The organism is Fructobacillus sp. ESL1129 (assembly GCF_058507945.1).
Map to the genome: position 1 here is coordinate 935001 of NZ_CP196668.1, position 25877 is coordinate 960877.

Below are 25877 nucleotides of genomic sequence, written 5' to 3' on the forward strand. Positions count from 1 at the left end.
TGTCCGGCCGTACTCAGGATCCTGTCTAGAGGTAAGTCATCTTTCGGTTACGGGATTATCACCCTCTTTGATAACGCTTCCCAACGTTTTCACCTAAATGCTTACTTGGTAACTCAACGACAGTCCTACAACCCCAAGATGCAAGCATCCTGGTTTGGGCTCTTCCCGTTTCGCTCGCCGCTACTCAGGGAATCGATTTTTCTTTCTGCTCCTGCTGCTAATGAGATGTTTCAGTTCACAGCGTATTCCTTCTAAAAGCTATGTATTGACTTTTAGATAACATTATAATGTTGGGTTTCCCCATTCGGAAATCTCCGGCTCATAGCGTACTTACCGCTCCCCGAAGCTTATCGTAGTTAGTCACGTCCTTCATCGGCTCCTAGTGCCAAGGCATCCACCACGCGCCCTTATTCACTTAACCACAACTATTTATAGTTGGATCAGTTTTATGAGTTGGTCATTTTTCAGACCTGCGATTAAACCGTTCTTTTTAAAGAACTTGTGTTGTTTCTCGGTTTATTTAAGAATCAATTTCTTGATTTTAAAAGATTTTCTTGATTATTCAGTTTTCAATGTACAAGCTTGGTTACCGAAGCAACCAATGGAGAATATCGGGATCGAACCGATGACCCCCTGCTTGCAAAGCAGGTGCTCTCCCAGCTGAGCTAATCCCCCGTACCCAAATTCGGTAGAGTTCACACACTCAAAACTAAACAAAACTTTGTAACAAATCAAATTGACACTTAAGTCCCTGTAACGTTCCGGTTATCCTTAGAAAGGAGGTGATCCAGCCGCAGGTTCTCCTACGGCTACCTTGTTACGACTTCACCCCAGTCATCAGTCCTGCCTTAGACGGCTCCTCCCCGAAGGTTAGGCCACCGGCTTTGGGCATTACCAACTCCCATGGTGTGACGGGCGGTGTGTACAAGACCCGGGAACGTATTCACCGCGGCATGCTGATCCGCGATTACTAGCGATTCCGACTTCATGTAGTCGAGTTGCAGACTACAATCCGAACTGAGACGTACTTTAAGAGATTCGCTTACCTTCACAGGTTTGCTGCTCGTTGTATACGCCATTGTAGCACGTGTGTAGCCCAGGTCATAAGGGGCATGATGACCTGACGTCGTCCCCGCCTTCCTCCGGTTTGTCACCGGCAGTCTGTCTAGAGTGCCCAACTGAATGCTGGCAACTAAACATAAGGGTTGCGCTCGTTGCGGGACTTAACCCAACATCTCACGACACGAGCTGACGACGGCCATGCACCACCTGTCACTTTGCTTCCGAAGAAGACAGCACTATCTCTAGTACCTTCAAAGGATGTCAAGACCTGGTAAGGTTCTTCGCGTTGCTTCGAATTAAACCACATGCTCCACCGCTTGTGCGGGTCCCCGTCAATTCCTTTGAGTTTCAACCTTGCGGTCGTACTCCCCAGGCGGGATACTTAATGCGTTTGCTTCGTCACTAAAGGGCGGAAACCCTCTAACAACTAGTATCCATCGTTTACGGTGTGGACTACCAGGGTATCTAATCCTGTTTGCTACCCACACTTTCGAGCCTCAACGTCAGTTGCAGTCCAGTAAGCCGCCTTCGCCACTGGTGTTCTTCCATATATCTACGCATTCCACCGCTACACATGGAGTTCCACTTACCTCTACTGCACTCAAGTTGCCCAGTTTCCAAAGCCATTCCACAGTTGAGCTGTGGGCTTTCACTTCAGACTTAAGCAACCGTCTGCGCTCGCTTTACGCCCAATAAATCCGGATAACGCTCGGGACATACGTATTACCGCGGCTGCTGGCACGTATTTAGCCGTCCCTTTCTGGTATGGTACCGTCACTGTCTAAGCATTTCCTCTTAAACCCGTTCTTCCCATACAACAGTGCTTTACGACCCGAAAGCCTTCATCACACACGCGGCGTTGCTCCATCAGGCTTGCGCCCATTGTGGAAGATTCCCTACTGCAGCCTCCCGTAGGAGTTTGGGCCGTGTCTCAGTCCCAATGTGGCCGGTCAGTCTCTCAACTCGGCTATGCATCATCGTCTTGGTGAGCCTTTACCTCACCAACTAACTAATGCACCGCGAATCCATCTTAAAGCGCTGCAAACGCAGCTTTTAACCTTAGTGCATGTGCACTTGGGTTTTATCCGGTATTAGTCACTGTTTCCAATGGTTATCCCAGACTTTGAGGTAGGTTATTCACGTGTTACTCACCCGTTCGCCACTTACTTGGAAAGTGCAAGCACTTTCCGCTGTTCGTACGACTTGCATGTATTAGGCACGCCGCCAGCGTTCATCCTGAGCCAGGATCAAACTCTCATGTTAAAAGTTTGAAGATTGCTCTTCGATTAAACTGACTAGTTGCTATCTCTCGATAACGCCTATCCGTTTATTGTTTGTTACGAATTGACTTCGCAAATTTGTTCGATTTAGCTGTCAAAGCTAAATCGCGTTACAGATTTGTTTGTTCAAAGTTTTGTTCAGTTTTCAATGTGCTAACCCGTTTGGGCAACTCATATATCATAGCAGGCATCATTTCTTTTGTCAACTACTTTTTATTGAGTTTTCTTGCCCTTCGACCTTTGCCGAAGCGCTTGTCCCTCGCAAGGAACAATAATTAGTATACTGACTTTCTTCCTCCTGGTCAATGCTTTTTTTCAAAAAAACAAACAAATCACAATTCATCTGTTATACCATTTAAAAAGCCGAGAAACATTCGTTTCTCAGCTTTTTATTTTTGGCATTCACATCAAATTGTTCGTTATTTTATAACCATTCAATGGTTTGACCATCGCGACCATCTTTGACAGCTACTCCGTTTTCCTTTAAGGCATCACGCAACTCATCGGATAACGCGAAGTCCTTTTCCTTGCGTGCTTGTGCCCTACGCTCCAAAAGTCGCTTTACTTCGTCCGATAACTGATGATCTTCCTCAAAATAATCAATTCCAAAAATATGCAGCCAGTTTTGCAGGTGGTTTTCAATCAGTTGCAATCCCGCTGCTGATTCACCTGCTTCAAGCGAACGGTTTGCCAAAGTCAGCGCTTCAAAGACAGCTGTTAGTGCGTTCTCCACCCCAAAGTCGTCATCCATCGCGCCAATAAAACGCTCCTCCAACAAGTGCACCTGCTCCGCCAAGTTGTCAGACACCTCACCCGTATTTCCGGCTTTTTTAGCCAAGGCCCGCATCGTCCGGTAAATTTTTGTTAATTCCTGCTGAGCCTGATCCAAACGGGCACGAGAATAAGCGACTGGACGGCGGTACTGTGTTTTGGCTAAGAAATAACGCAATCCCTGAGGGTCGATGGAAGGGTCTTGCAACAAGTCATGGATCGTTACGAAATTCCCCATCGATTTGGACATTTTCTCGTCGTTAATGTTCACAAAGCCATTATGCAACCAGTAGTTGACGAACGTCTTGCCATGGTACGACTCAGACTGGGCCAACTCATTCGTATGGTGTGGAAAGACCAGGTCAATGCCGCCCGCATGAATATCAATGGTTTTACCCAAGAGAACGTCGTTCATTACTGAACACTCCAGGTGCCACCCTGGGCGTCCTGGTCCCCATGGCGATGGCCAGGACGTGACATTTTCACGGACCTCTTTCTTCCAGAGAGCAAAGTCAGTTGGGTTTTCCTTTTCTTCCTGATCATCCCCATCCAGACGGCCGGCAGCGTTCTTTTTTAATTCGTCCATGTTTTGGTGCGATAACACGGCATAATTTTTAAACTGATTCGTCCGGAAATAGACGTTGCCGTTGACCTCGTAAGCCATTCCTTCCGCCATTAATTTTTCGACGAAGTGAACCATTTCTTCCATATACTGTGTGGCACGTGGTCGACTAGTCGCTGCCTCCACATTCAAAGCCGCTACATCTTCCAAAAAGGCATCCGCATATTTGTCAGCCACTTCTTCTTCAGTTAAGCCTTCCTTTTCACCCTGAGCAATGACTTTGTCACCCAAATCCGTAAAGTTTGAGACAAAATTTACGTCATAGCCCCGCCATTCCAAATATTTCCGAATGGTGTCAAAGGCCACGGAAGAACGAGCATTCCCAATGTGGATGTAGTTGTATACCGTTGGTCCACAGAGATACATGCGCACCTTGCCGGGTTCGATTGGTGAAAAGATCTCTTTTTCCAAACTATAGGTGTTGTAGACACTTTGCATGCTTCTGCTTCCTTTTCGACTTTTTTCTTAATTATAACAAAAAGCGAGAACCAACCGGCTCTCGCTTTTATGTGATGATTACCCCTGATACTTAGCGATAACGTCATCCATTGTCTTCAGTACTTCTTCCTTATCTAAAAGAACAAGCAATTCTGGCAAGTTGGGACCTTGAATCTGATGGGTTGTGGCAATTCGGATTGGGTTCCAAAGATCACGTCCCTTGATTTCCAAGTCGTTTTGAATAGCACGAATCGTCTTCATGTAGGTATCTGCATCAGTATCGTCAGGCAGTGCACGGTACGCATCATTCCAAGCAGCCAAGACCTTTTGACCGGCTTCTGACGTGAGGTAATCCGTCATTTCATCCGTGATTTCACCCAATTGGAAGAAAGGTTCACGCATCAAATCAACAATTTGACGAGTGTAAGAAATACCATCTACTCCGGCAACGTCAATGGCTTGGACTAACCAATCGTGCTTAGCCTTTGCCTCATCTTCCGTGATGAAACCGGCCTTGACCAATTCATCAATCAGTTGCGGCATAATCTTATCTTTTTCGCGACGAATCCACTGGTTGTTGATCCACTCCAGCTTCTTTTGGTCGAACTTAGCGTTCGCCTTTGACAAACGGTGTTCGTCAAACATGTTCTTAAATTCTTCAAGGGAGAAGATTTCATCCTCGCCCTTTGGTGACCAACCAAGCAAACCAATGAAATTATCAAGAGCTTCAGGTTGGTAACCCAATTCGCGATACTGCTCCACGAACTGCAGAACATCGTTATCACGCTTAGACAACTTCTTACCAGTTGCCGCGTTGATGATCAAAGCCATGTGCCCGAACTTTGGAATATCCCAACCAAAGGCATCGTAAACCATCATTTGCTTTGGCGTGTTCGACACGTGATCATCCCCACGCAAAACGTGCGAAATTTTCATCAAGTGGTCATCAACCACAACGGCAAAGTTGTACGTTGGCATACCATCAGCTTTTTGGATAACCCAATCGCCACCAACTTCTTTTCCGCCAATGGAAATGTGTCCCTTAACGATGTCGTCCCATTCGTAAACCTTTTCTTCAGGCACACGAATCCGAACAACGGGCTTCAATCCCTGCGCTTCATACTTAGCGTATTCAGCTTCACGCTCTTCTTGTGACATTCCCTCGTATTCGTACACATAGTGAGGAGCCTGCTTAGCCGCCTGTTGCGCTTCACGTTCAGCCTTCAATTGCTCTGAAGTCTTGTAGGACTTGTAAGCCAAACCACGCTTCAACAAATCATCGATGTAGGGTTGGTAAATTCCCTGTTCGTTACGTTCTGATTGGCGGTAAGGACCGTATTCACCAGGGTTTTCTGGTGATTCGTCCCAGTCCAAGCCCAACCACTTTAAGTTATCGAGTTGGGACTTTTCCCCGTCAGCAATGTTTCTGGCAGCGTCAGTATCTTCGATACGAATCACAAAAGTACCGTTGTAATGACGTGCAAAAAGCCAGTTAAACAGCGCCGTACGGGCGTTTCCAATATGCAAGTAGCCCGTTGGTGATGGGGCATAGCGGACACGAAAGTCGTCTGTCATGAATTCTTTTCTCCTAAGTCAGCTTAGCTGAAAATTTCTCTTAATTAGTATACAACAAAAAGGCCGTCTTTTCAGTCGAATCCCCCGACTTTACCGGGTTTCTCAACCAAGGGCAAGTTGCAAGGCTTCCTTAATCGTGGAGACCCCGATGACTTTTAAGCCATCCGGCACGTTGACCCCGCCTAAATTATTTTTAGGAACCACCGCCCTGGAAAAGCCAAGTTTCCGCGCTTCCTTCAAACGGCCTTCCAAATCAGTGACCGAACGAACTTCACCAGTCAATCCCAGTTCGCCGATGAAAACATCCGATGCCGGTGACTCCTTATCCTGATAGGAAGAGGCAATCGCCACGGCAATCGCCAAGTCAATGGCCGGTTCATCCAGTTTCACACCCCCAGCCGCTTTCAAATAAGCATCCTGATTTTGCAACAACAGGTTGGCCCGTTTTTCCAAAACTGCCATAATCAGGGATACCCGGTTGCGGTCCAAACCAGTGGCCGTTCGCTGCGCATTTCCAAAGACCGATGGTGTGACTAAGGCCTGTAGTTCAACCAAAATGGGTCGTTCCCCTTCCAAAGTCGCGACGATGGAAGAGCCAGTCGCTCCCGCCAACCGTTCTTCCAAGAAAATTTCCGAAGGATTGGCCACTTCAGCCAATCCCTTATCGCGCATTTCAAAGATTCCTAGTTCGTTCGTTGCACCAAAACGGTTTTTGACAGCCCGCAAGATACGGTATTTGTAGTGCCGATCGCCCTCAAAGTATAGAACTGTATCGACCATGTGTTCCAAAATCTTTGGACCAGCGATGGCGCCGCCCTTCGTTACGTGACCAACAATGAAAATGGAAATGTTGTTTGTCTTTGCAATTTGTAACAGGTCCGCCGTGACTTCTCGAATCTGCGCCACCGAACCAATCGGCGATGTCAAATCCGGTTCCTGCATCGTCTGAACGGAATCAATGACTAAGAAATTCGGCTTCAGTTCTTCCACCTGTTTCTTAATCGCTTCCATATCCGTTTCGGGGTAAAGGTAAAAGTCTTCCCCACCAACTTCCAACCGGTCCGCCCGCATCTTAACCTGTGTGGCGGATTCTTCTCCCGTCACGTAAAGGACTTTGCCATGGTTAGCCAACTGTCCAGACACCTGTAACAGGAGCGTGGACTTCCCAATTCCGGGATCACCCCCAATCAAAACAAGGGTACCAGCGACCACACCACCCCCAAGCACACGGTTTAATTCTTGAAGATCCGTGGCGACTTTCGGTGTTTCTTCCAGCGAAACTTGGTTAATTTTTTGAACTTTAGCCGCTTTGCCATCTAGTCCAACCCGCGATTTGCGAGATTGAGTTTCCGGCTGAATTTTTTCTTCAACAAAAGTCCCCCACTCACCGCAGTTTGGGCAGCGACCCAAGTAGCGCGCTGAGATAAAGTCACAGTTCGAACAAATAAATTGTGTTTTCGTCTTGGCCACGAATTAGGCCTCCCCCGTTGATCCAAAACCGCCGGCACGGACAATCTTGATGTCATCTGCGTCTTGGTCCGCTAACAAAAATGGCAAGAAAAGTCCCTGGCCAATCCGGTCGCCTTTCTTAATTTGTAAATCTTCATCTCCAAAATTCAAGAACTGGAAGAAAATTTCGCCTTCGTTCTTTTCGTTATTGTAATAGTCAGCATCAACTACACCCACACCGTTTGGCATCATCAACTTTTTCTTGATGGGACCAGAGGAACGGGATACTAGCTGCAAGTACTCACCTTCTTGCATGTACGCTTTGATTCCAGTTGACACTAGGACCGGCTTCAGTGACTCTTGTAGGCCACGTGCAGGAATGACTTTATCTTCTGCAGCTTCAAAGTCATAGCCTGCAGCTAACATCGTGGAACGCTTTGGTAAGTTCAACCCTGCCTCTTCATATTTTGTGACAACTTCAAATCCTCGTACCGGCATTTCGCGTTCCCTTCTTTTCTGCTAAACTTTACTTACATGATGACTACCATTATACGTCATTATTTTCGTTTCAAAAAGGAGTAAGCACATGGCAATCATTCAAAAACCCGGTTGGTTCTACTACGAAAAGGACGGGGAACGTCTGGGAGAAGTTTCCTACTTAAAAGCAGCGCACAACCAGGTCCTCGTCTTGAACCACACCTACGTTGATCCCAGCCTCCGTGGTCAAAACATCGCGCGCCAACTGGTCGATGCCGTCTGCGACCTAGCCCGTTCACAAGGCCAAAAAGTTCAACCCGACTGCCGCTACGCTGCCGTGCTCTTCAAGCGTTACCAGGAGGATTATGTCGACGTGGCCTTAGAAGATGGTCCCAAAGCCAATTCCTGCTCAATTTAGTTCGTACTTCGATAGAAAAGGGCCCCTATCACCACCTTTTTGGCCACTTTTATTTCCTCCATTCGTACTCTTGATTTACATTGATGTTTTTCTTCCATATGGCATACTCGGCACTTGGTGACATTCAGTGATTTTCTTGCTAGAAAAGTCATGGACTATTTGGGTGGGAAATAATCATTAATTTTGTCGTTTTGAAATCACAGTTTCGAAACGACTTTTTTATTTTTAAAAATGCTACGATGCACACTTCAATACACTTTAAAGAAGTTTGTATTTCATTGTGTTCAAGCCCATTAAACAAGCGTTAGCCGGAACCAAAGAACTAACGGAGGAACTGTATACCGACCTTTTCTGAGACCATCAGCCTCTTAATTAGTATTCCCACAGTGTTGATTATGCCATTGTCCTGCGCATTGAAAAGCAAGATCATCAGCACAGCTTTCTACAAATACAATTGGCACTGAATACGATTTACAAAGCCTTTCTTGTTGATTTACCTGATGACCATATCGAGCAATTTTTTAGTTAATTACATCAACAAAAAAACACGCGATGGCCAATTCTAATTAGCTATCGCGTGTTTTTTTTCTTTCAATTAACTACTTTTGACGTTATAGAACACATTTAATTAGCACCAAGGCCACAATAACCTGAATCAACCCAACCAAAAATCCGTAGGATACGACCTTCGCACCACTATTTTTAATCGTCTCCCACTTTAAGTTGAGACCGATGGCAGCTAAATTGACAATTCCTAAAAAGCTAGAAGAGAACCGGACGGGCTGTTCAATATAGACTGGTAACTTAAAAAGTGAATTAACAATAATTAAAAAGATAAAGGCAACGATGTACCAAGGCAAAATACTTAGTTTCTTTTCAACATCAACATCAGTAATGCCTCGCGACTTTGCAAAACGCGCAAAGAGCATCACAACAACGACTAAGAGCATCACGCGGATGACCTTAAACAGTGTCGCATAAGTCACCACGCTCGCATTAATTAAGGAGGCAGTTCCTAAGACTTGTCCAACCGATTGCAAAGTCCCACCGACAATGGCCCCCATCCTAAAATTATCATGTGCGAGTAGAACGGGCGCAACCGTTGGCAGCGTGAACAACAGCAACATTCCCGTCAACGACACGGTGGCAATGGTTGTTCTTCTTTGATCGTCCGTTGCCCCAATAACCGGCGAAACACCGGCAATCGCGCTACTCCCACAGACGGCGTTTCCAGCCGACATAAGGAGACTGCTCTTAATGTCGGCTTTAAAGATCAGTCGGCCGACTAAGTAGGCCGTCGTAATGATAATGGCCATGTTAATAACGGCAAAGGCGATTCCTCTCAAACCGACGTTTGTCAGTGTTGTCACGGTTAACGTGCCGCCAAGCAAGGCAATGGATATTTCAATCGGATACTTTTCGGACCATTTAATGCCCGACGTATACTTTTTGTGTGAAAAAAGCGTGTTGCCCAAAATAATTCCAAGAATCATCGCAATACTTTCAGCGCCAACGCTCGGTATGAAAATTGCCAGAACTTGCGAAATGATTGTCACGACCACCACCAAGGCGATTCCTAAATACTGTTCCTTATGTATTTTCAAAATAGTCCCCCATTCATTAACCGACGTGTTTTGAATTAACAAGCTAAGTATGACATAATTATTTTATTCTGTAATACGATTTTAATGCATTGTCTAATCGAAAAAGGCGATTAAAATGATACCGAATTTAAACACCTTTCTAACGGTTTATCAAACCAGAAGTTTCAATAAAGCAGCAGAAATTCTCTTTATATCCCAATCAACCGTGTCAACCCAAATCAAAAAGTTGGAAAACAAGTTGGGACAACCACTCTTCGTTCGTCATAAAAGAGAACAGGTTCGGCCAACCAGTGAAGGGGAGCGGCTCTACCCCCAGGCGCTTGAAATGATCACCAAATGGAACGACATCAAAAACACCTTTACTAATCAATTAGGCGCAAAGGTTCAAATTGTTGCCTCGCATTCTGCAGCCCATTTAATCGTTCCAGACATCATGCCTTTGATTGATAATGACCAGAGCAACATTTCAATAGCCGTTTCAAATTCGAATGATATACTAAGGGCCGTACTAGACGAAAAGGCCCAAATCGGCTTTATCGAAAAACCCCTGAGTCACGAAAACATTGTTCAACTACCCATTTTCAATGATGAATTGGTTCTGGCTGGTGACTCTTCCAGCAAGACGCTCTTCATTCGAGAATTAGGTTCTGGTGTGCGCTTCTATAGTGACCGATATCTTCAAGAAAGCCATCCTGATCAGCATCTATTGGAAATTTCCGATAATAGCTTGATTCTCGACCTAGTGAAACGAGGTCTCGGCCAGTCCGTCCTCTCTAAAAACTTAATTGATCAAGACACGCCTTATCAGACTTTAGGGCCCCAATTTAAGCGGGAAATCAACCTCATCTATTCAAAGTCTGAAACCAGCTACCAAGTAAAAAAATTCATTTCAGCGATTAATCACTTATTTAAAAAGAAGTATTCCTAATCCAAAGCCTTTTACCAAAGCAAACAGCACTCAGACTACTTTATTTCTCATCATTGATGAAAAAGGTATGTTTTGTGCACAAAAACACGCCTCCAGCGATTTACTTCGCCAGAAGCGTGTTTTTATAATACTTATTTAGAAATAATTTCTAATTACTTCTTTGCCTTCTTTTCTTCGATGGCAGAGATAACAACCTTACCATCAACCAAGTCGGCGGACAATTCCTTCTTATCAGGGTTGTCCAAGTAGAAGTCCGTTACTTGATCACGGATTTGTTGCTCGATAACACGGCGCAATGGACGTGCACCAAGGGCTTCATCATAACCATCTTCAATCAAGTGCTCCTTGACTTCGTCAGAGATTGTCAACGTGATATCCTTCTTAGCCAACGTTTCGTTAACATCGTCTAACATCAAGTTAACAATTTGCTTCAAGTCATGCTTCGTCAAAGCCGAGAATTCAACCACACCGTTGAAACGGTTCAAGAATTCTGGACGGAAGAAGTGTGACAAGCGATCCATCAAATCACCCTTTTCGACTTCCTTGTTACCGAAGCCGGCGTTCGAAGTGGCGATAACAACCGTGTTCTTGAAGTTAACCACGTTTCCTTGACCGTCCGTCAAACGACCATCATCCAAGACCTGCAAGAGCAAAGTCAAGACTTGTGGGTTTGCCTTTTCAATTTCATCCAAGAGGACGATTGAGTAAGGGTTACGACGAACTTTTTCAGTCAAAGTGTGTGAGTTATCATCATAACCAACGTATCCGGCAGTGGCACCAATCAACTTTGAAACGGCTGTTTGGTCAGAGTATTCTGACATGTCCAAACGGATAATGGATTCTTTCGTACCGAAGAGATCCTTAGCCAATTGCTTTGCCAATTCCGTCTTACCAACACCAGTAGGTCCGACGAAGAGGAATGATCCAATTGGACGGTTTCCTTCATCAAATCCAGCACGGTTACGACGGATTGCGCGAGCAACCATGTTAACCGCTTCATCTTGACCGATTACCTTTCCGGCCAAGCGCTTGTCAATTTGCTTCAAGTGTTCAATATCTGAAGCACCCATCTGTGAAACAGGGATTCCAGTCAAACGCTCAACAGACTTGGCAACGTCGTTAGGAGTTGCGGTTACCTTCTTGGCTTCCTTTGTCTCCTTCAATTCGTGCTTGATGTCTTTGATTTGCTTCTTGATTGACAAAGCCTTCTCGTAATCCTCTTCGGCTACGACGCGGTCTTGTTCAGCTTGCAAATCAGCCAAACGCTTTTCAAGTGAAACCTTATCCGTTGCAGGGTTCTTCGCTGACAAGTGAGCAGCCGTCATATCAATCAAATCGATGGCCTTATCAGGCAATGAACGCTGTGGAATGTATTGCACTGAGTAATCCACGGCTGCCTTCAAAACATCATCAGGCAAAGCCACGTTGTGGTGCTTCTCGTACAATGGCGCGATACCCTTCAAAATCTTCAAGGTATCTTCCGCAGAAGGAGCGTTGACTTTCACTTCATTGAAACGACGTGCCAAGGCAGCGTTCTTCAAAATCGTGTTCCGGTACTCGTCTTGGGTAGTAGCACCAATCAATGACAATTCACCACGTGACAAAGCTGGCTTCAAGATATCAGCCAATCCCTTACCACCTTCGCCGTCACCGGTTGAACCGGCACCAAGGATTTGATGAATTTCATCGAAGAAGAGGACAACGTTTCCAGCCTTCTTAACTTCGTCAATCAACTTTTGAACATTCTCTTCAAAAGCGCCACGGTACTGGGTACCAGCTTCCAACTGAGAAATGTCAATTGAGTAAATTTGCTTGTCTTGGATAGCGGCAGGAACGTCACCGGCAACAATTGCCTGTGCCAAACCTTCGATGACCGCCGTCTTACCAACACCGGCATCCCCAACCAAGACTGGGTTGTTCTTTGTACGACGAGATAAAATCTCAGCCGTCTCTTGAATTTCCTTGTTACGTCCAATCACTGGGTCGAGCAAGCCATCCTTAGCTTCTTGGGTCAAGTTACGGCCAAGCTTTTGGAGCATGCCGTCTTGCTTTACTTTACCAGCTTGTTGACTAGCACGACCGTTCCCGGCAGTTTGTGCTTGGTCCATGTTTGGCAACTTACCCGTTTGCTTGTATTGTGCAAATTCTTCAGGGGTAACTTCCCGTCCGTTGATGAGGTAACGACGGTTTTCAGAGTTCATGCCGCCGAGGCCGCCCATCATGTTGTTAAAAATATCATTCATATCTGAGTTAAAAGGATCGTTTTGGTATGCCATAATCTTACCTACCTTTATTTATAGTTTATTATTTGACTCGGTTACTATCATCTTGCACTTCACTATAGCCCTCTTCAAGTTCCTGCAGAACTTGCCACATCGCGAGATGCTGAGCCTTAGCTAATGCATCCAAGTCGCGAACGTTCATCGACGTTGCTTGCGACTGATCTTTATTAAAAGACCGATGGATGGTGGTGTAGCCATATCCTGATTGCTTGGACACTCGATAAATCGTTAACGATTTATCGTCCAAGTAACGCTTAATATTGAATCGAACCATATGCAGCCTCCATTTCACTATTTGCTGTCATATTCTTTACCATCCTGTAGCCTCCTCAACAATTATTATAACACACTTGTGTTATAACACAAGTGTGCTATATCTATTTTTTAAAATTTCCATTAAACTAGAAGAAACAATACCAGAAAGCAGGATGCTGACTGGTTTTTCTTTATTTTTCCTATTTAAGAGGTAAGCCCGTGGCGAACAAACGTTTTGAAATCGAACTACCAAAAGAAGCTGTTGATGAGCTCCATCTCAAGGATGGCGAGCAATTCGATATTCAGGTTAGCAACCAAGCCTTTAAAGTCTTACCAAATCGAAAAACGGAACAAAATCAAAACCAGCAACTGTCCATCCGTCGCTTTTTAATTCCCTCTATTTTAGCTAGCGCTTTCTTTGCCTTCTTTACTATTTGGCAAAATGAAAACCTAGTGCCACTGACTGGGACAAACTCCATCGCCACTTGGGTGATTTTCTTAGGCGAAATCACCGGAATGGCGACCTTTATGTATACCCATCTTCAAAGTATCCGGATAATGGTTGATCCAGTCAAGAAAAAAGTCGCCCGCCGCTTGGCCCCAACCCTTTTCTTTTCCTTCGCCCTCATTCAGGCCTTCACTTCCGTTGCCCTCTTCTGGGCCATCGGCTATCTGTTTCAGGCAGCCTCCTTTGATTCTTTAACAGCAACACTCATTTTCTTCATCTTCATTTCGGTCGAAAACTACGTCATGATTTACTCAGCGACGTTAATCTCGACGACTTTCATGATGTTTTTGCTCATTATCACCATTGTTTGTGGTGTTTTGGTGGCCATGGTCACCAATTCGCGCCTCCTCTGGTGGCAGCACAACTTTTCTTTTCTCGGCACGGCCAAGGCTGACTTTTCATGGACTTTTAACGCCACATTGATGGTGGCTGGATTGCTTTGGGCAACCTTAATCGATTACCTCTTTGTCCCCATCCAGAACCGAATCCCCAGAAACTGGCGACTCATTTTACTACGTGCTTTTTTGACTTTTGATGCACTTTGTCTCTTTGCCATCGGCGCTCTGCCAAACGACCCCGGCATTTTGCACATTGCCCATGACACCGCCGCCAATTTTTTGATTCTCGGCACCGGTCTACCGATGATTAGCATCCGCTTCTTATTACCCAATGCCTCACGGGAGTTCTTTATCTTCTCCTTTTCAACGGCCATTGGTATGTTGCTATCCTCGCTTCTTTTTTACGGCATCCATTATTTCTCACTAACAGCCTTTGAAATCTTCGTGCTAACGATGGGCATTTCCTGGCTATTACTACTCATGCAAAACATTCACGAACTGTACGAAATAAAAGACAATACTTATTCCTTTACACTCAAAGCCCTCAACTAGGAGAGATTATGTCAGCATACCAAAAGAACATTAAATCAAAAAAACAAACCGCTAAAGGTCCAAACACTCACCGACGCTACCAGCCCCGTCAGGGCGAGGTTTCTGTCAAAGTCGGTCAAAAGTTTCCCTTAACAATCAAGCGCATGGGCATTAATGGAGAGGGAATCGGCTATTTCAAACGTAAAATCACCTTCATTCCCGGCGCATTGCCTGGTGAAGTAGTTACCGCAAAAGTCACCAAGGTTACCGATAAATACTTAGAGGCCAAGACCGTGACAGTCCGTGAACCTTCGCCTGACCGAGTGGTACCCGAGGACCCTGCCGCTGACCTAGTCGGTGGTTTTGAATTGGCTCACCTCTCTTATCCGGCCCAACTGGCCTTCAAAAAGGACTTAATCGTTCAAGCACTGGAAAAGTTCCAACCAAAAGGCTTTCAACAGATTAAGATTCTAGACACTTTGGGCATGGCTAATCCCACCCATTATCGTAATAAGGCTTCGTTACCAATCCGTAAGCTGAAAGGCCAGCTGACCATTGGTCTTTACAAGCGGGGCACCCATGACTTGGTTGACCTACCCGAAATGGCCACTCAAGATCCTCGTACGCTAAAGATTATCCGCCACCTTGGACAAATTCTTGACAAACATTCACTCTCCTTTTACAACGAAAAAACCAAGAAGGGATTAGTGAAAACACTCATCGTTCGGACTAACGAAGAGGGACAGGCCCAGGCCACCATTGTGACCACGGACGATCGATTGCCAGATGAAGACCTCATTATTCAGGACGTTCAGAAGGAACTACCAGAAGTTCAGGGCCTCTTTCAAAATCTAAATGACGGTAGCAACTCGCTCATTTGGGGTGATGAAACTTGGAAACTCTGGGGATCTGACTATCTAAAAGAGGATATCTTGGGCTTAACGTTTAACTTTTCCCCAAGAGCCTTTCTGCAGCTCAACTATGAGCAGATGGAAAAAACCTACGAAGTGGCGCTGGCCGCTCTCGATTTGCAGTCAACCGACCGTTTGGTCGACGCCTACGCCGGAGTCGGTACGTTAGGTCTTTCCATGGCTTACAAAGTCAAAGAAGTCCGCGGGATGGAAATCATCCCCGAAGCCGTAGCCGATGCCGAACTGAATGCTCAAGAAAACGGGATTCAAAACGCCCACTACGAAGTCGGTTCCGCCGACCGCGTCTTTAAGAGCTGGGCCAAGGATGGTTTCAAGCCAACGGCCCTAGTCGTTGACCCACCCCGTCCGGGCCTAGAGGATGACTTAAAACGCGCCATCCTCAAAGCCCGACCAGAAAAGTTTGTCTATATTTCTTGCAATCCTTCGACTTTGGCACGTGACCTACGGGATTTGGATTCCGCTTACAGGGTTGATTACATCCAGCCCGTCGATATGTTTCCGCAAACGCCACGCTGGGAAGGTGTCGTTAAGCTGAGCTTAAAGTAGACTTTATCACCCTTTTTATTACACAGGAGGCAGTTTACATGCTTAATCATGATGGACAGTACTTCGAGCTTTCCTTCAAACAATTTCTTTTTTATTTCATCCTATCGTTAACGCTCGATGCGCTCGGAAACGGCCTCTCCGTTTCTACCAACTTGGGTTCCGCGCCCTGGACTGCTGGCGCCGCGAACTTAGCTAACGTGACGGGCCTCCCCATCACCTTATTTTTGGCCCTAACAACTGTCTTAGTGGCCGTTGCCAACATGTTCTTTGCTCACAAACTTGATTGGCGCCGCTTCTTCGGAAACATTCTCTTTGGCCTGCTTTTCTCATTTCTGGCTGGCTTCTTTACAGGATTTTTCAATCTTTTCCATCTAGTTGCCTACCCACTCTGGGCCAAAATTATTTTGGACATGATTGGTCTAACCACCATCGGCATTGGGATTTCCATTTACCAGCGCGTCAATGTCATCTTGCATCCCATCGATGATTTGACCAACATTCTCCGTTTTTCTTACTTCCACGGATCAGCACCGAAAGCCCAAATGTCCAACTTCGTCGTTGGAATTATGATTTCCTTAGTTTGTTGGTTACTTTCTGGAACCGTTGTCGCCCTAAACATCGGAACCGCCTTTGCCTTCTTCTGTCAAGGACCAATCATCGCCTGGTCAGACCGCCATATCTTTCCGATGCTTGTTCACGGAAACTTGGACAAGTCTCATAAGGATATACCACAACAACCCCACTAATCAAAATAAAAGGAAGCCAATCATTAGACATGATTGGCTTCCTTTTTTACCTTATTTGTATTGGAAAAAACGCTTTGATAAATCAAGAACAACCCGATTATTCAATATCCAATAGGTCAACACCAGTTGAATTGGATAAAAAATCACGGACTTCAGCAAGCGTGGTGAAAGCATCCCCATAAATACCGACCATGAATGGTGAGGCGAGTATAAGAACATAATCGCCAGGGTATTAATCACGAGATTAACTAACACCGTAATAGCCAAAACGGCCAGCGCAATGGTTAGCCAAGACAGCTTTTGATCTTGGCGCTCCCGATAAAAGAAAGCACCATAGATTAAACCAGCCAAAGCAACCCCAATCGCCATCACCGGCGACCAGGTCCCTCCCGAGATAAAGGTGACTTTGACAAAGTCCGACAAAACCATGACCAGCATAGTCCAGATGGGACCAAACCACTTTCCCATCAAAGAGGATGCCAGGAACACAAACGAGATTCGAAGAATCTGCGTTGTGATTGATACCCGACCCAAGATGAAGGAAAGGGCGATCAGAGCAGCCAGTAAAACCAGTTGCTGGACGGACAAGATGGGCAGTCCCCACCTTGAAAAACGCGTGCGTGTATTGTTCATATGATTGAACCTCCTCAAAGGAGCGTTCACCTGGATTGGTGAATGCGAAACCCGTACCGCACATTAACTGTTTCGTCGCTGGCCCACATTCCGTTTCCAGCGCACTTAACGCACGGGTTCCTACCCCATAAATTGTTGACATTCGCTAGCAGAACGCCACTTCCTATTATAGCAGGTTTTATAAAAGCCCCTTGACCAAAGTCATTTCGAAAAGCTCCTAAAATACCTATGCTATACTAAATAGACCAATCGATACAATATCCCAACTTGTAAAGGAGACAATTTCATGAGAGAGTTCATCGAAAAACACATCATCTGGTTCTTAAGTGCCATCATTATCTTAGAAGCACTGAACCTTTTTAGTCCACTGGGAAAAGATGCCACGACAAGCATTATTTTGAACCTCGCTCTCTTGCTCTGCTCTGCTTTCCTATTAGTAGGTGTTCGATCACACCGCAACAAAAAGAGGTAAGAAAAAGCCCTCTGTTTTCTATCCAATCAAAAGATAAAAAGCAGAGGGGCTTTTTTTGTATATCAGTAAATTAAAACGGCCGCTCTAATGGAAAAACGCCAGCACGAAGTCAATTGGATTTGGCAACTCCTTCCCATAAATAAAGCGGAAATATGCCATTAGCCAAATAAAGAGAAACATCAAATAAAGAATCAGAGTAACTTGCGTTAACGAAAAATGAGCTGGGAAAAAGGTCGCCGCACCATCAAAGGCCATCTTAACACCAGTTTGTGTTTGAAAAGCTTGGCTACTGCGATTTAAAAACAGTTCAATCATATTATCAATCAAAAAGATTAAGACATATACCGCAGATGCAATCGAAGCTTGCTTCGTTAATTTTCTCAATACCTTTGCCATCTAAATCCTTTCTCCCCATCTAAACTCTTTTCCTATGATAACAAAAAACAGCCACCAACCGGTGACTGTCCTTTTCATTTACATTTTTGCTTCCAAATCAACGTCTGGATATTTATCCTTAAACCAATTCAAAGCAAATTGGTTTTCAAAAAGGAAGACTGGCCGGTCATAGCGATCTTTCACCAAAAGGTTACGTGATGAGGCCATCTTTTCGTCAACCTGGTCTGGATTAATCCAACGTGCAACCTTTGAACCAATTGGTTCGAATTGAATGGCCACGTTGTATTCGTTTTCCATTCGGAATTTAAACACTTCGAACTGCAATTGTCCGACGGCACCGAGAATATATTCGTTGGAGTTCCAAGACTTATAAAGCTGAATCGTTCCTTCCTGTACCAACTGGGTGATTCCCTTGTGGTAGGACTTCTGCTTCATGACATCCTTAGCAATGACTTTGTTAAAATATTCTGGCGTAAAGGTTGGTAAATCAGGGAAAGTCAGCTTTTTCTTACCCGAATAAATCGTGTCACCAATCTGGAAATTCCCGGTATCGTAGACCCCAATAATATCACCAGGAACGGCATCTTGAACGTTTTCACGTTCTTCGGCCATGAACTGGGTCACGTTGGCCAAACGAAGCTTCTTGCCTGTTCGAGACAATGTGACATCCATCCCCTTCTTAAATTCACCCGACACAATCCGTACGAAGGCGATGCGGTCACGATGTCGGGGGTCCATGTTGGCCTGAATCTTAAAGACAAAGCCTGAGAACTGGTCGTCGGTTGGCTCAATTAACTGATCATCAACCGTTTCAACGGCAGCTGGTTCCGGTGCATACTGCAAGTATTGCTCCAAGAATTCCGTCACACCAAAGTTAGCCAAGGCAGATCCAAAGAAGACCGGCGTCAACTTCCCATGCGCCACGGCATCCTTATCAAAGTCGTTTCCAGCATCTTCAAGCAATTCCACTTCGTCCATCCCCTCAGCCATCACTTCGGGCTGGTCGGAGGCGTTTTTAAACGGAATCAATTCCTTTTGGCGTAGATCGTAAATTCCTTGCAAAATCTGTCCCGAACCAATTGGCCAATTCATCGGGAAGGCTTGAATGCCAAGCGTTGTTTCCAATTCATCAACCAAGTCCAACGGTGCTCGAGCGTCACGGTCAATCTTGTTAAAGAAGGTAAAGACCGGAATCCCACGCTTTGAGACAATCTCAAAGAGTTTCTTGGTCTGGGGCTCGATTCCCTTGGCCGCATCGACAACCATGACAACCGAATCCACGGCCATCAACGTTCGATACGTGTCTTCCGAGAAATCTTCGTGCCCTGGTGTGTCCAAAATGTTAATTCGCTTCCCATCGTAGTCAAACTGCAAGACCGAAGAGGTAACCGAAATTCCACGCTGTTGCTCGATGGCCATCCAATCAGATGAAGCCAGCTTCTTCGCGCCACGCCCCTTGACCGTTCCCGCTTCACGGATGACACCACCATGGAGCAAAAGTTGCTCCGTCAAAGTCGTTTTACCCGCATCAGGGTGAGAGATAATGGCGAATGTTCGCCTTGTTTTCAATGCTTCTTTAAAGTCTGTCATAATATCCTTATTCTACCGGAAAAAAGCAGCTAGGGCTAGACGTAATGTCTGCCTTAGCTGCTTTTTGTGGTTTCTTTATGAGAATGTCATAAGTGTAGTCATGACTATTTTTGTTCGGCCTTATACTTTTCAGCCTCTTCTGGCGTTGCTAAGACGAAGTGTCCTTTTTCCATTTCTACCATTTCCCGTTTTTGACCATCCTTCTCAAAAGATGGGTCGTAACTTTGAACCCGATGAGCCTTTTCCTTTACAGGATCTGGTTCCGGAACAGCTGAAAGCAAAGACTTGGTGTAAGGGTGCAACGCGTGGTTATAAACCTGTTCGGCCGTTCCCAGCTCAACCAACTTTCCCCAGTGCAAAACACCGATTCGGTCGGACAAATACTTCACCATGGCCAAATCGTGGGCGATGAACAGATAAGTCAGCCCGTGGTCCTTTTGCAATTTGGCCAACAAATTAACCACCTGTGCCTGGACGGACACATCAAGGGCCGAAATTGGCTCATCGGCAATGATAAACTTTGGCTTAACAGCCAAGGCACGGGCAATCCCGATTCGTTGTTTCTGCCCACCAGAGAATTCGTGTGGATAACGAGAAGCGTGATCCTCGTTCAAGCCAACCATGTGGAGGAGTTCCAAGATTTTCTTCCGACGCTTTTCCTTATCCTTTGGATAACCGGCTTCATCCAGGCCTTCGCCAAGAATACTTGAAACCGTTAGACGTCCATTGAGAGAAGCCTGTGGATCTTGGAAAATCATTTGGGCCTTTGAACGAAAGTTTGCTAATTCTTTCTTTTTCATTTTGTTGATATCTTGACCATCGAATTCAATCGACCCACCGGCCGGTTCATATAGCCTCAAAGCAGCCCGACCTAGCGTTGTCTTTCCAGAACCGGATTCACCAACTAGTCCAAAGGTTTCACCTTCAAAAATATCAATTGAAACATCTTCCAACGCGTTTTTTTCGTTTTTCTTACCCGCATTAAAGGTTAACGTTAAATTTTTAATCGATACTAATTTCTTAGATTCAGGATTTTGCATCGTGTTAACCTTCCTTTACAAAATGTTCTTCCCAGTATGCCTGACGTCTCTGAATTTCAGCAGGAGGCACGACTTTTGGAGCTCTCTTATCAAGCAACCATGTAGCCGCTTCATGTGTATCAGATACCTTAAAGAACGGTGGTTGTTCTTCATGATCGATAGTCAAAGCGTAAGCATTACGATTGGCAAAGGCATCGCCCTTTGGTGGGTAAAGCAAATCAGGTGGTGTTCCTGGAATGGCGTGTAAGGAACCAAGCGCAGTGGAAGTCGTTGGCATAGATGAAAGAAGCCCCCATGTATAAGGATGCTTTGGATTGTAAAAAATTTCGTTAACCGTTCCTTTTTCGACAATCTTACCAGCGTACATAACAGCCACACGATCTGCCACATCAGCCACAACACCCAGGTCGTGTGTGATAAAAATAACAGCCATTTTACGTTTCTTTTGTTGGGCCTTTAAAATGTTCAAAATCTGAGCTTGGATAGTCACGTCCAACGCAGTCGTTGGTTCATCGGCAATCAAAACATCTGGTTCAGCTGCCAAAGCAATAGCAATAACGGCACGCTGGCGCATCCCACCAGACCATTGATGAGGATAATCATCGATATGCTCTTCTGCATCAGGAATACCAACGTCCTTCATCAATGCCAACGCTGCTTCTCGTGCTTCCTTTGGCTTCTTACCAAGATGCTTTTCCATTGGTTCAGCAATTTGCTTCCCAATTGTCATCGTGGGATCCAGAGAAGTCATCGGATCTTGGAAAACCATCGCAATTTTACGACCTCGAATTCGATCCCAATCTTTTTCTTCATAATCAGCAAGATTATCGTCGCCAAAAAGAATTTTACTACCATCTTTAATCGTGGCGTTTGTTGCATTCAAACCCAAAAGAGTTCGTGTTGTTACGGACTTTCCGGAACCAGATTCACCAACAATAGCTAAGGTTTCACCCTGAAAAAGTTGGAAATCAACACCACGAATAGCCTGAATTGTTCCTGCATAGGTCGCAAACGAAACTGCTAAATTTTTTACTTCAAGAATTGGCGTTTCCATAAAGCACTCCTATTCGTCTAACATCTTCGGATCAAATGCATCACGCAAACCATCACCCAAAAGGATGAAAGCCAGTGAAACAAGAACCAGGACTCCAGCAGGAATCAAAATTTGATATGGATAATATTGTAGCATTGACTGCGCATCTGAAATCAGCGTTCCAAGGGAGGCAGTCGGTGCCTTTACACCCAAATTAATGGCAGAAAGTACAGCTTCAAACATGATAGCGGAAGGTACCGTCATCATCACTTGGACAATGATAGTTCCCGCCATATTCGGAACCAAATGCTTAACGGCAATCTTTGGGCCAGACTCACCCAATGTTTTGGCAGCTAAAATAAAGTCTCGTTCTTTTAGTGTTAGTGTTTGGTTTCGAACCTGTCGGGCCATTCCAACCCAGTTAGTCAAGGCAATGGCCAAAATGATGGAACCCACACCTGAACCAAGTAACATAGCTAATAACGTCACAACGACCAAAGTTGGAATCGATGAAATGATTTCAATAAAACGTTGCATGATAATATCAATCCAACCACCGAACCAGGCAGAAACTAGTCCATAGGAAACACCGATAACCAAGTCAATAATTGTTGCTGCAAGAGCAACGAACAAAGAAATGCGGAGTCCAACAGTCACTCGTTTCCCAAGTGACCGCCCAAGATTGTCGGTTCCCAAAATAAAGTTCTTTGAAACATCGTTCTTTTCATAAACATCGACTTTTTCCGTTGAACCAAGAACCGTTCCAGTACCGTCCCAAAAAGGAATTGGTAAACCAGACTTTGGTGGCAAATTTTTATACTTTGCACCTGTATTCGTATTGAACTGGTTGGCCGAATTTTGTGAGACAACAGCCATTGATCCAAGAGCAAAAATACTAACGGCAACCAAGAAGTAAAGAGACACAACTGCTAGTTTATTCTTTTTCAACCGGTGCCAGACCGACTGCCAGAATGTCAGCGTTGGCTTATTAATTTTTTCAGTGGCGGCAACGTTTTCGATACCGACCAATTCAAACGATTGACTCGCTTCCATGACTGTCCTCCTACTGCAAACGTACACGTGGGTCAACGATTGCTGTTAAAATGTCAGTGATCAAAATCATCACCATGAACATCAAGGCATAGACAATCGTGGTTCCCATAATAACGGGATAATCTTTTGTCGGAATTGAAGAAACAAATTGTTGACCAATCCCAGGGATTGAAAAAATATTTTCAACCAATGTAGATCCAGTTAGAAGCCCGGCCGTCATTGGACCCATCAAAGTTAAAACTGGAATCATCGAGTTTCGGTAGGCATGCCGTTGAATTACCTGTCCTTCCCCAATCCCCTTTGCTCTCGCTAACTGAATATAGTCTGAATGAAGAACTTCAATCATTTCAGAACGAATGAAACGAGTTGTAATGGCTGCAGGGCCGACCGCTAAGGCAATTGTTGGCAGAATCGTTTGTGAAAACGAATCTCCCCAGCCAGAAATTGGTAACCAATTCAATTGATACCCGAAAACATAAAGCAACACAATGGCCAAAATAAAGGATGGCGTTGAAATGCCAAGTGTTGATAGAATTCCTAGAAAACCATCCAGCTTTTTATTCTGATTACGAGCGGAAAGCGCTCCAAACCAAAGACCAATTACAACACCAACAACCAAAGCTTGAAAACCAAGTTGAGCAGAAATTGGTAGGCGCTGTCCAATCAATGTTGAAACTGACTGATTTTGGTACTGGAAGGAAGTACCCATGTCACCATGCAAAAGATTAATCAAATAATCCCAATACTGAACCCATACAGGCTTGTCCAATCCATATGCAGCGTTTAACTGTTCAATAGCTGATTGTGTCAACTTAGGGTTGTTATATGGTGTTCCTGGTAAAATCTGCATTAAGAAAAACGTTAACGTGACAACAATCCAAAGCGTTGCAAGTAGAATCAACACACGTTTCAATATATAGCGGGCCATAAGGTCTCTCCTTTTGTTACAAATATGTACGAAAATCGGCTTTCGCCGATTCTCTTAATAATTTAGTTTACTTACGGTGTGCATAAGTCAAATCAAGTGTTAATCCAACTGGGCTTGTAACATCCCCAGTTACATTTGAACGAACAAGTGACGTTGCCTTCCATGAGTACAGTGGGTTAATATTTGCATCATCCATCAAAGCCTTTTCAGCATCCTTAAAGTCTTGCTGACGAGCTTCTGCATTTGTAGCATCCGTCGTGTCGGCCTTCTTTACAGCTGCGAAGTAAGCTTCATTGGTAAACTTACCATCATTGTAGCCAGCATCCTTACTTGCAAAGAGGTCATAGAAAGTTGAACCATCTTGGTAATCACCATTCCAGTTCGTAACAACAACATCAAAGTCACCGTTTTGAGAATCCTTCAAACGTTGCTTAAATGGCACAACCTTTTCAGTCACTTCGATGTCAGATCCGAAGGTTGATTCCCAAGCCTGCTTGATGTAGTCAACCGTGTTCTTTGAGATCACAGAATCAGCATCGGTTTCAAGGGTGATCTTCATCTTGCCTTGGTTAACTTCGGCCAAACCTTCCTTGAAGAGCTGTTGGGCCTTCTTCTTGTCGTAAGTATAGCCAGGCTTTACGTAGGCAGCCAAGTCTTCACCAGAAATCGTCTTCGTCAATCCCTTTGAAACGAGGGAAACGGCGGCATCACGAGTTCCACCAGTTGCCTGTGAAGCCATTTCTGTACGGTTCGTTGCTAAGTTCAAAGCCTGACGAATCTTTTGGTTCTTTAAGAATGCATTGTTTGCTTGGTTGTACTCAAGGTACGTTGCAGCCGCAACCGCAACAGACTTAGCGTCCTTGTTGTTCTTGTTAGCAGCATACATTTCAGGCGTGTTTGAAATTGAAACACGGTCGATCTTACCTTGCTTGTACAGCTTCAAAGCCGTATCCGCATTCTTAACAACCTGCCAGTTAACCGTCTTCGTCTTCACGTTCTTGGCATCCCAGTAGTTATCGTTCTTAACCATCTTGAACTTACCGTTGGTTCCGTTCCAACCTTCAAACTTGTAAGCACCAGAGTAGATTTGCTTGTCAGCAGTCGTTCCGTACTTGTCGCCTTCTTTGTTAACAACGGATTCTTTTTGTGGAGCAAAGTTAGCAAAGGCCAAGAGATACTTGAACTGTGGCATTGCGTGGTCCAACTTGAAGGTAATCGTGTTACCAGAAGCAGAAACCCCTAATTCAGAAACATCTTTCTTGCCTGCCATAATATCGTCAGCGTTCAAGACACCGGAAGCCAGGTATGAGTATTGTGAGGCAGTCTTAGGGTTAACCATTCGTTGCCATGAATAAACAACGTCTTTGGCAGTTAACTTTGAACCATCTGACCACTTCAAACCTGAACGCAATTCAACTGTATAAGTCAACCCATCGTCAGAGACCTTGTATGACTTAGCCAAGTCAGGTGCAGGTTCACCCTTGGAGTTGACACGCAACAAGTTTGATTCTGTGTTACCTAAAACCAAGTTTGAATATTGGTCTGTTGCTTTTGACGTATCCAGTGTTTGCACATCCGCAGACATTGCATAGTTCAAAGTGTTCTTATCGGAGCTAGGGTTTGATCCCCACCATCCGGCTGCTTTGGTTCCACCCGCCACAGCAGCGACAACAACCACAGCTGCTGTCCACTTCTGCCATTTTTTCATTTCCTCGTCCTCCGACGTTTTTAATGTTGAATTAATGATATCAGATTTATTTTTAACTTTCAATTTATTTTATAATAATTAACTAATAAATTTGTTATGAAAGCTTACACAATAGTAATCAATCGCCAAACAAAGGCATTTTAAAACCATTTAACTTTCATAAAAAAATATTCTTTATGATTCAAATATCAAAGTCAAGCAACATATACTCAAAAGTTGATTAATTATATGCTTACATAATTGTTGATTGATAGCTGTTAGA

The 25877-nt window shown here is 44.8% G+C and carries 20 protein-coding genes, 1 tRNA gene, 2 rRNA genes and 1 riboswitch (1 of these 24 only partly in view); of the genes, 5 read left to right on the forward strand and 18 right to left on the reverse strand.

Annotated elements, in window-relative coordinates; translation table 11 throughout:
- From ACSYSL_RS04610 to ACSYSL_RS04640, 7 genes are all read right to left on the reverse strand, one after another.
- Positions 1-421: ribosomal RNA gene (locus tag ACSYSL_RS04610) — 23S ribosomal RNA — on the reverse strand (it extends 2487 nt beyond the left edge of the window).
- Between the two features lie 181 nt (positions 422-602).
- Positions 603-675 (reverse strand) — tRNA-Ala (locus ACSYSL_RS04615).
- 100 nt (positions 676-775) lie between these two features.
- Positions 776-2325 (reverse strand): 16S ribosomal RNA (locus tag ACSYSL_RS04620).
- Together the 16S and 23S rRNA genes with 1 tRNA gene alongside form the textbook arrangement of a ribosomal RNA operon.
- A 441-nt stretch (positions 2326-2766) precedes the next feature.
- A complete protein-coding gene (cysS, locus tag ACSYSL_RS04625) occupies positions 2767-4173 on the reverse strand; it encodes a cysteine--tRNA ligase (protein ID WP_491708460.1) in 1407 nt (468 codons plus the stop codon).
- Positions 4174-4251: 78 nt separating this feature from the next.
- A complete protein-coding gene (gene gltX / locus ACSYSL_RS04630; protein ID WP_010691988.1) occupies positions 4252-5748 on the reverse strand; it encodes a glutamate--tRNA ligase in 1497 nt (498 codons plus the stop codon).
- Between the two features lie 102 nt (positions 5749-5850).
- Positions 5851-7218, reverse strand: a complete 1368-nt coding sequence (gene radA, locus ACSYSL_RS04635) for a DNA repair protein RadA (RefSeq protein WP_491708461.1) — start codon at positions 7216-7218, stop codon at positions 5851-5853.
- A gap of 3 nt (positions 7219-7221) precedes the next feature.
- On the reverse strand, positions 7222-7695 hold the full coding sequence (locus ACSYSL_RS04640; protein ID WP_491708462.1) for a dCTP deaminase/dUTPase family protein: 474 nt from the start codon (positions 7693-7695) through the stop codon (positions 7222-7224).
- Positions 7696-7783: 88 nt separating this feature from the next.
- On the opposite strand from ACSYSL_RS04640, the gene ACSYSL_RS04645 reads away from it, so the two are divergent.
- On the forward strand, positions 7784-8092 hold the full coding sequence (locus ACSYSL_RS04645; protein WP_491708463.1) for a GNAT family N-acetyltransferase: 309 nt from the start codon (positions 7784-7786) through the stop codon (positions 8090-8092).
- Between the two features lie 611 nt (positions 8093-8703).
- On the opposite strand, the gene ACSYSL_RS04650 is transcribed toward ACSYSL_RS04645, so the two are convergent.
- Positions 8704-9696 (reverse strand): YeiH family protein, encoded by a 993-nt coding sequence (locus ACSYSL_RS04650; RefSeq protein ID WP_491708464.1) that lies wholly within the window; start codon positions 9694-9696, stop codon positions 8704-8706.
- A 115-nt stretch (positions 9697-9811) separates the two neighbouring features.
- Between ACSYSL_RS04650 and ACSYSL_RS04655 the strand changes: the two genes are divergently transcribed.
- Positions 9812-10624: a LysR family transcriptional regulator gene (locus ACSYSL_RS04655; protein ID WP_444670681.1), complete on the forward strand. Its 813-nt coding sequence runs from the start codon at positions 9812-9814 to the stop codon at positions 10622-10624.
- A gap of 152 nt (positions 10625-10776) precedes the next feature.
- Here the strand turns inward: ACSYSL_RS04655 and ACSYSL_RS04660 are convergent, their stop codons facing one another.
- Together ACSYSL_RS04660 and ACSYSL_RS04665 are read right to left on the reverse strand one after the other, a co-directional pair.
- Entirely contained in the window at positions 10777-12900 is a 2124-nt protein-coding gene (locus ACSYSL_RS04660) for an AAA family ATPase (protein WP_248657143.1), read from the reverse strand.
- Between the two features lie 28 nt (positions 12901-12928).
- Entirely contained in the window at positions 12929-13180 is a 252-nt protein-coding gene (locus tag ACSYSL_RS04665; protein WP_010691996.1) for a hypothetical protein, read from the reverse strand.
- Between the two features lie 200 nt (positions 13181-13380).
- Between ACSYSL_RS04665 and ACSYSL_RS04670 the strand changes: the two genes are divergently transcribed.
- Genes ACSYSL_RS04670 through ACSYSL_RS04680 form a run of 3 tightly spaced genes read left to right on the forward strand, consistent with a single transcriptional unit; the run spans position 13381 to position 16762 of the window.
- Complete coding sequence (locus ACSYSL_RS04670; protein ID WP_010691997.1) at positions 13381-14559, forward strand: DUF998 domain-containing protein; 1179 nt, start codon at positions 13381-13383, stop codon at positions 14557-14559.
- Between the two features lie 8 nt (positions 14560-14567).
- A complete protein-coding gene (gene rlmD / locus ACSYSL_RS04675; protein WP_491708465.1) occupies positions 14568-16016 on the forward strand; it encodes a 23S rRNA (uracil(1939)-C(5))-methyltransferase RlmD in 1449 nt (482 codons plus the stop codon).
- Between the two features lie 38 nt (positions 16017-16054).
- Positions 16055-16762 (forward strand): YczE/YyaS/YitT family protein, encoded by a 708-nt coding sequence (locus ACSYSL_RS04680; protein ID WP_010691999.1) that lies wholly within the window; start codon positions 16055-16057, stop codon positions 16760-16762.
- A gap of 51 nt (positions 16763-16813) precedes the next feature.
- Here ACSYSL_RS04680 and ACSYSL_RS04685 read toward each other — a convergent pair whose 3' ends face one another.
- The 8 genes from ACSYSL_RS04685 to ACSYSL_RS04720 form a co-directional block, all read right to left on the reverse strand.
- Positions 16814-17395, reverse strand: coding sequence for a folate family ECF transporter S component (locus ACSYSL_RS04685; protein ID WP_187753841.1), 582 nt, complete (start codon positions 17393-17395; stop codon positions 16814-16816).
- A 34-nt stretch (positions 17396-17429) separates the two neighbouring features.
- Positions 17430-17525: riboswitch (THF riboswitch) on the reverse strand.
- 426 nt (positions 17526-17951) lie between these two features.
- A complete protein-coding gene (locus ACSYSL_RS04690; protein ID WP_491708466.1) occupies positions 17952-18263 on the reverse strand; it encodes a hypothetical protein in 312 nt (103 codons plus the stop codon).
- A 78-nt stretch (positions 18264-18341) separates the two neighbouring features.
- Positions 18342-19853 (reverse strand): peptide chain release factor 3, encoded by a 1512-nt coding sequence (locus ACSYSL_RS04695; protein WP_444670685.1) that lies wholly within the window; start codon positions 19851-19853, stop codon positions 18342-18344.
- Between the two features lie 104 nt (positions 19854-19957).
- The gene (locus ACSYSL_RS04700; protein WP_491708467.1) at positions 19958-20893 is read right to left on the reverse strand and encodes an ABC transporter ATP-binding protein; all 936 of its coding nucleotides are present in this window, start codon (positions 20891-20893) and stop codon (positions 19958-19960) included.
- Between the two features lie 4 nt (positions 20894-20897).
- Entirely contained in the window at positions 20898-21947 is a 1050-nt protein-coding gene (locus ACSYSL_RS04705) for an ABC transporter ATP-binding protein (protein ID WP_444670687.1), read from the reverse strand.
- A 9-nt stretch (positions 21948-21956) separates the two neighbouring features.
- A complete protein-coding gene (locus ACSYSL_RS04710) occupies positions 21957-22979 on the reverse strand; it encodes an ABC transporter permease (RefSeq protein WP_444670688.1) in 1023 nt (340 codons plus the stop codon).
- 10 nt (positions 22980-22989) lie between these two features.
- Positions 22990-23907 carry an ABC transporter permease gene (locus ACSYSL_RS04715; RefSeq protein WP_444670689.1) on the reverse strand — a complete coding sequence of 306 codons (918 nt, stop codon included), beginning with the start codon at positions 23905-23907 and terminating at the stop codon, positions 22990-22992.
- Between the two features lie 67 nt (positions 23908-23974).
- Entirely contained in the window at positions 23975-25615 is a 1641-nt protein-coding gene (locus tag ACSYSL_RS04720) for a peptide ABC transporter substrate-binding protein (protein ID WP_491708468.1), read from the reverse strand.
- Positions 25616-25877: the final 262 nt, after the last annotated feature.

Coding starts and splice junctions, on each gene's coding strand:
- ACSYSL_RS04685 (WP_187753841.1), bottom strand. CDS start 17,395: ATGAACAATACACGCACGCGTTTTTCAAGGTGGGGACTGCCCATCTTG.
- ACSYSL_RS04655 (WP_444670681.1), top strand. CDS start 9,812: ATGATACCGAATTTAAACACCTTTCTAACGGTTTATCAAACCAGAAGT.
- ACSYSL_RS04660 (WP_248657143.1), bottom strand. CDS start 12,900: ATGGCATACCAAAACGATCCTTTTAACTCAGATATGAATGATATTTTT.
- rlmD (WP_491708465.1), top strand. CDS start 14,568: ATGTCAGCATACCAAAAGAACATTAAATCAAAAAAACAAACCGCTAAA.
- ACSYSL_RS04690 (WP_491708466.1), bottom strand. CDS start 18,263: ATGGCAAAGGTATTGAGAAAATTAACGAAGCAAGCTTCGATTGCATCT.
- ACSYSL_RS04700 (WP_491708467.1), bottom strand. CDS start 20,893: ATGCAAAATCCTGAATCTAAGAAATTAGTATCGATTAAAAATTTAACG.
- gltX (WP_010691988.1), bottom strand. CDS start 5,748: ATGACAGACGACTTTCGTGTCCGCTATGCCCCATCACCAACGGGCTAC.
- ACSYSL_RS04695 (WP_444670685.1), bottom strand. CDS start 19,853: ATGACAGACTTTAAAGAAGCATTGAAAACAAGGCGAACATTCGCCATT.
- cysS (WP_491708460.1), bottom strand. CDS start 4,173: ATGCAAAGTGTCTACAACACCTATAGTTTGGAAAAAGAGATCTTTTCA.
- ACSYSL_RS04705 (WP_444670687.1), bottom strand. CDS start 21,947: ATGGAAACGCCAATTCTTGAAGTAAAAAATTTAGCAGTTTCGTTTGCG.
- ACSYSL_RS04710 (WP_444670688.1), bottom strand. CDS start 22,979: ATGGAAGCGAGTCAATCGTTTGAATTGGTCGGTATCGAAAACGTTGCC.
- ACSYSL_RS04640 (WP_491708462.1), bottom strand. CDS start 7,695: ATGCCGGTACGAGGATTTGAAGTTGTCACAAAATATGAAGAGGCAGGG.
- ACSYSL_RS04645 (WP_491708463.1), top strand. CDS start 7,784: ATGGCAATCATTCAAAAACCCGGTTGGTTCTACTACGAAAAGGACGGG.
- ACSYSL_RS04715 (WP_444670689.1), bottom strand. CDS start 23,907: ATGGCCCGCTATATATTGAAACGTGTGTTGATTCTACTTGCAACGCTT.
- ACSYSL_RS04720 (WP_491708468.1), bottom strand. CDS start 25,615: ATGAAAAAATGGCAGAAGTGGACAGCAGCTGTGGTTGTTGTCGCTGCT.
- ACSYSL_RS04680 (WP_010691999.1), top strand. CDS start 16,055: ATGCTTAATCATGATGGACAGTACTTCGAGCTTTCCTTCAAACAATTT.
- ACSYSL_RS04665 (WP_010691996.1), bottom strand. CDS start 13,180: ATGGTTCGATTCAATATTAAGCGTTACTTGGACGATAAATCGTTAACG.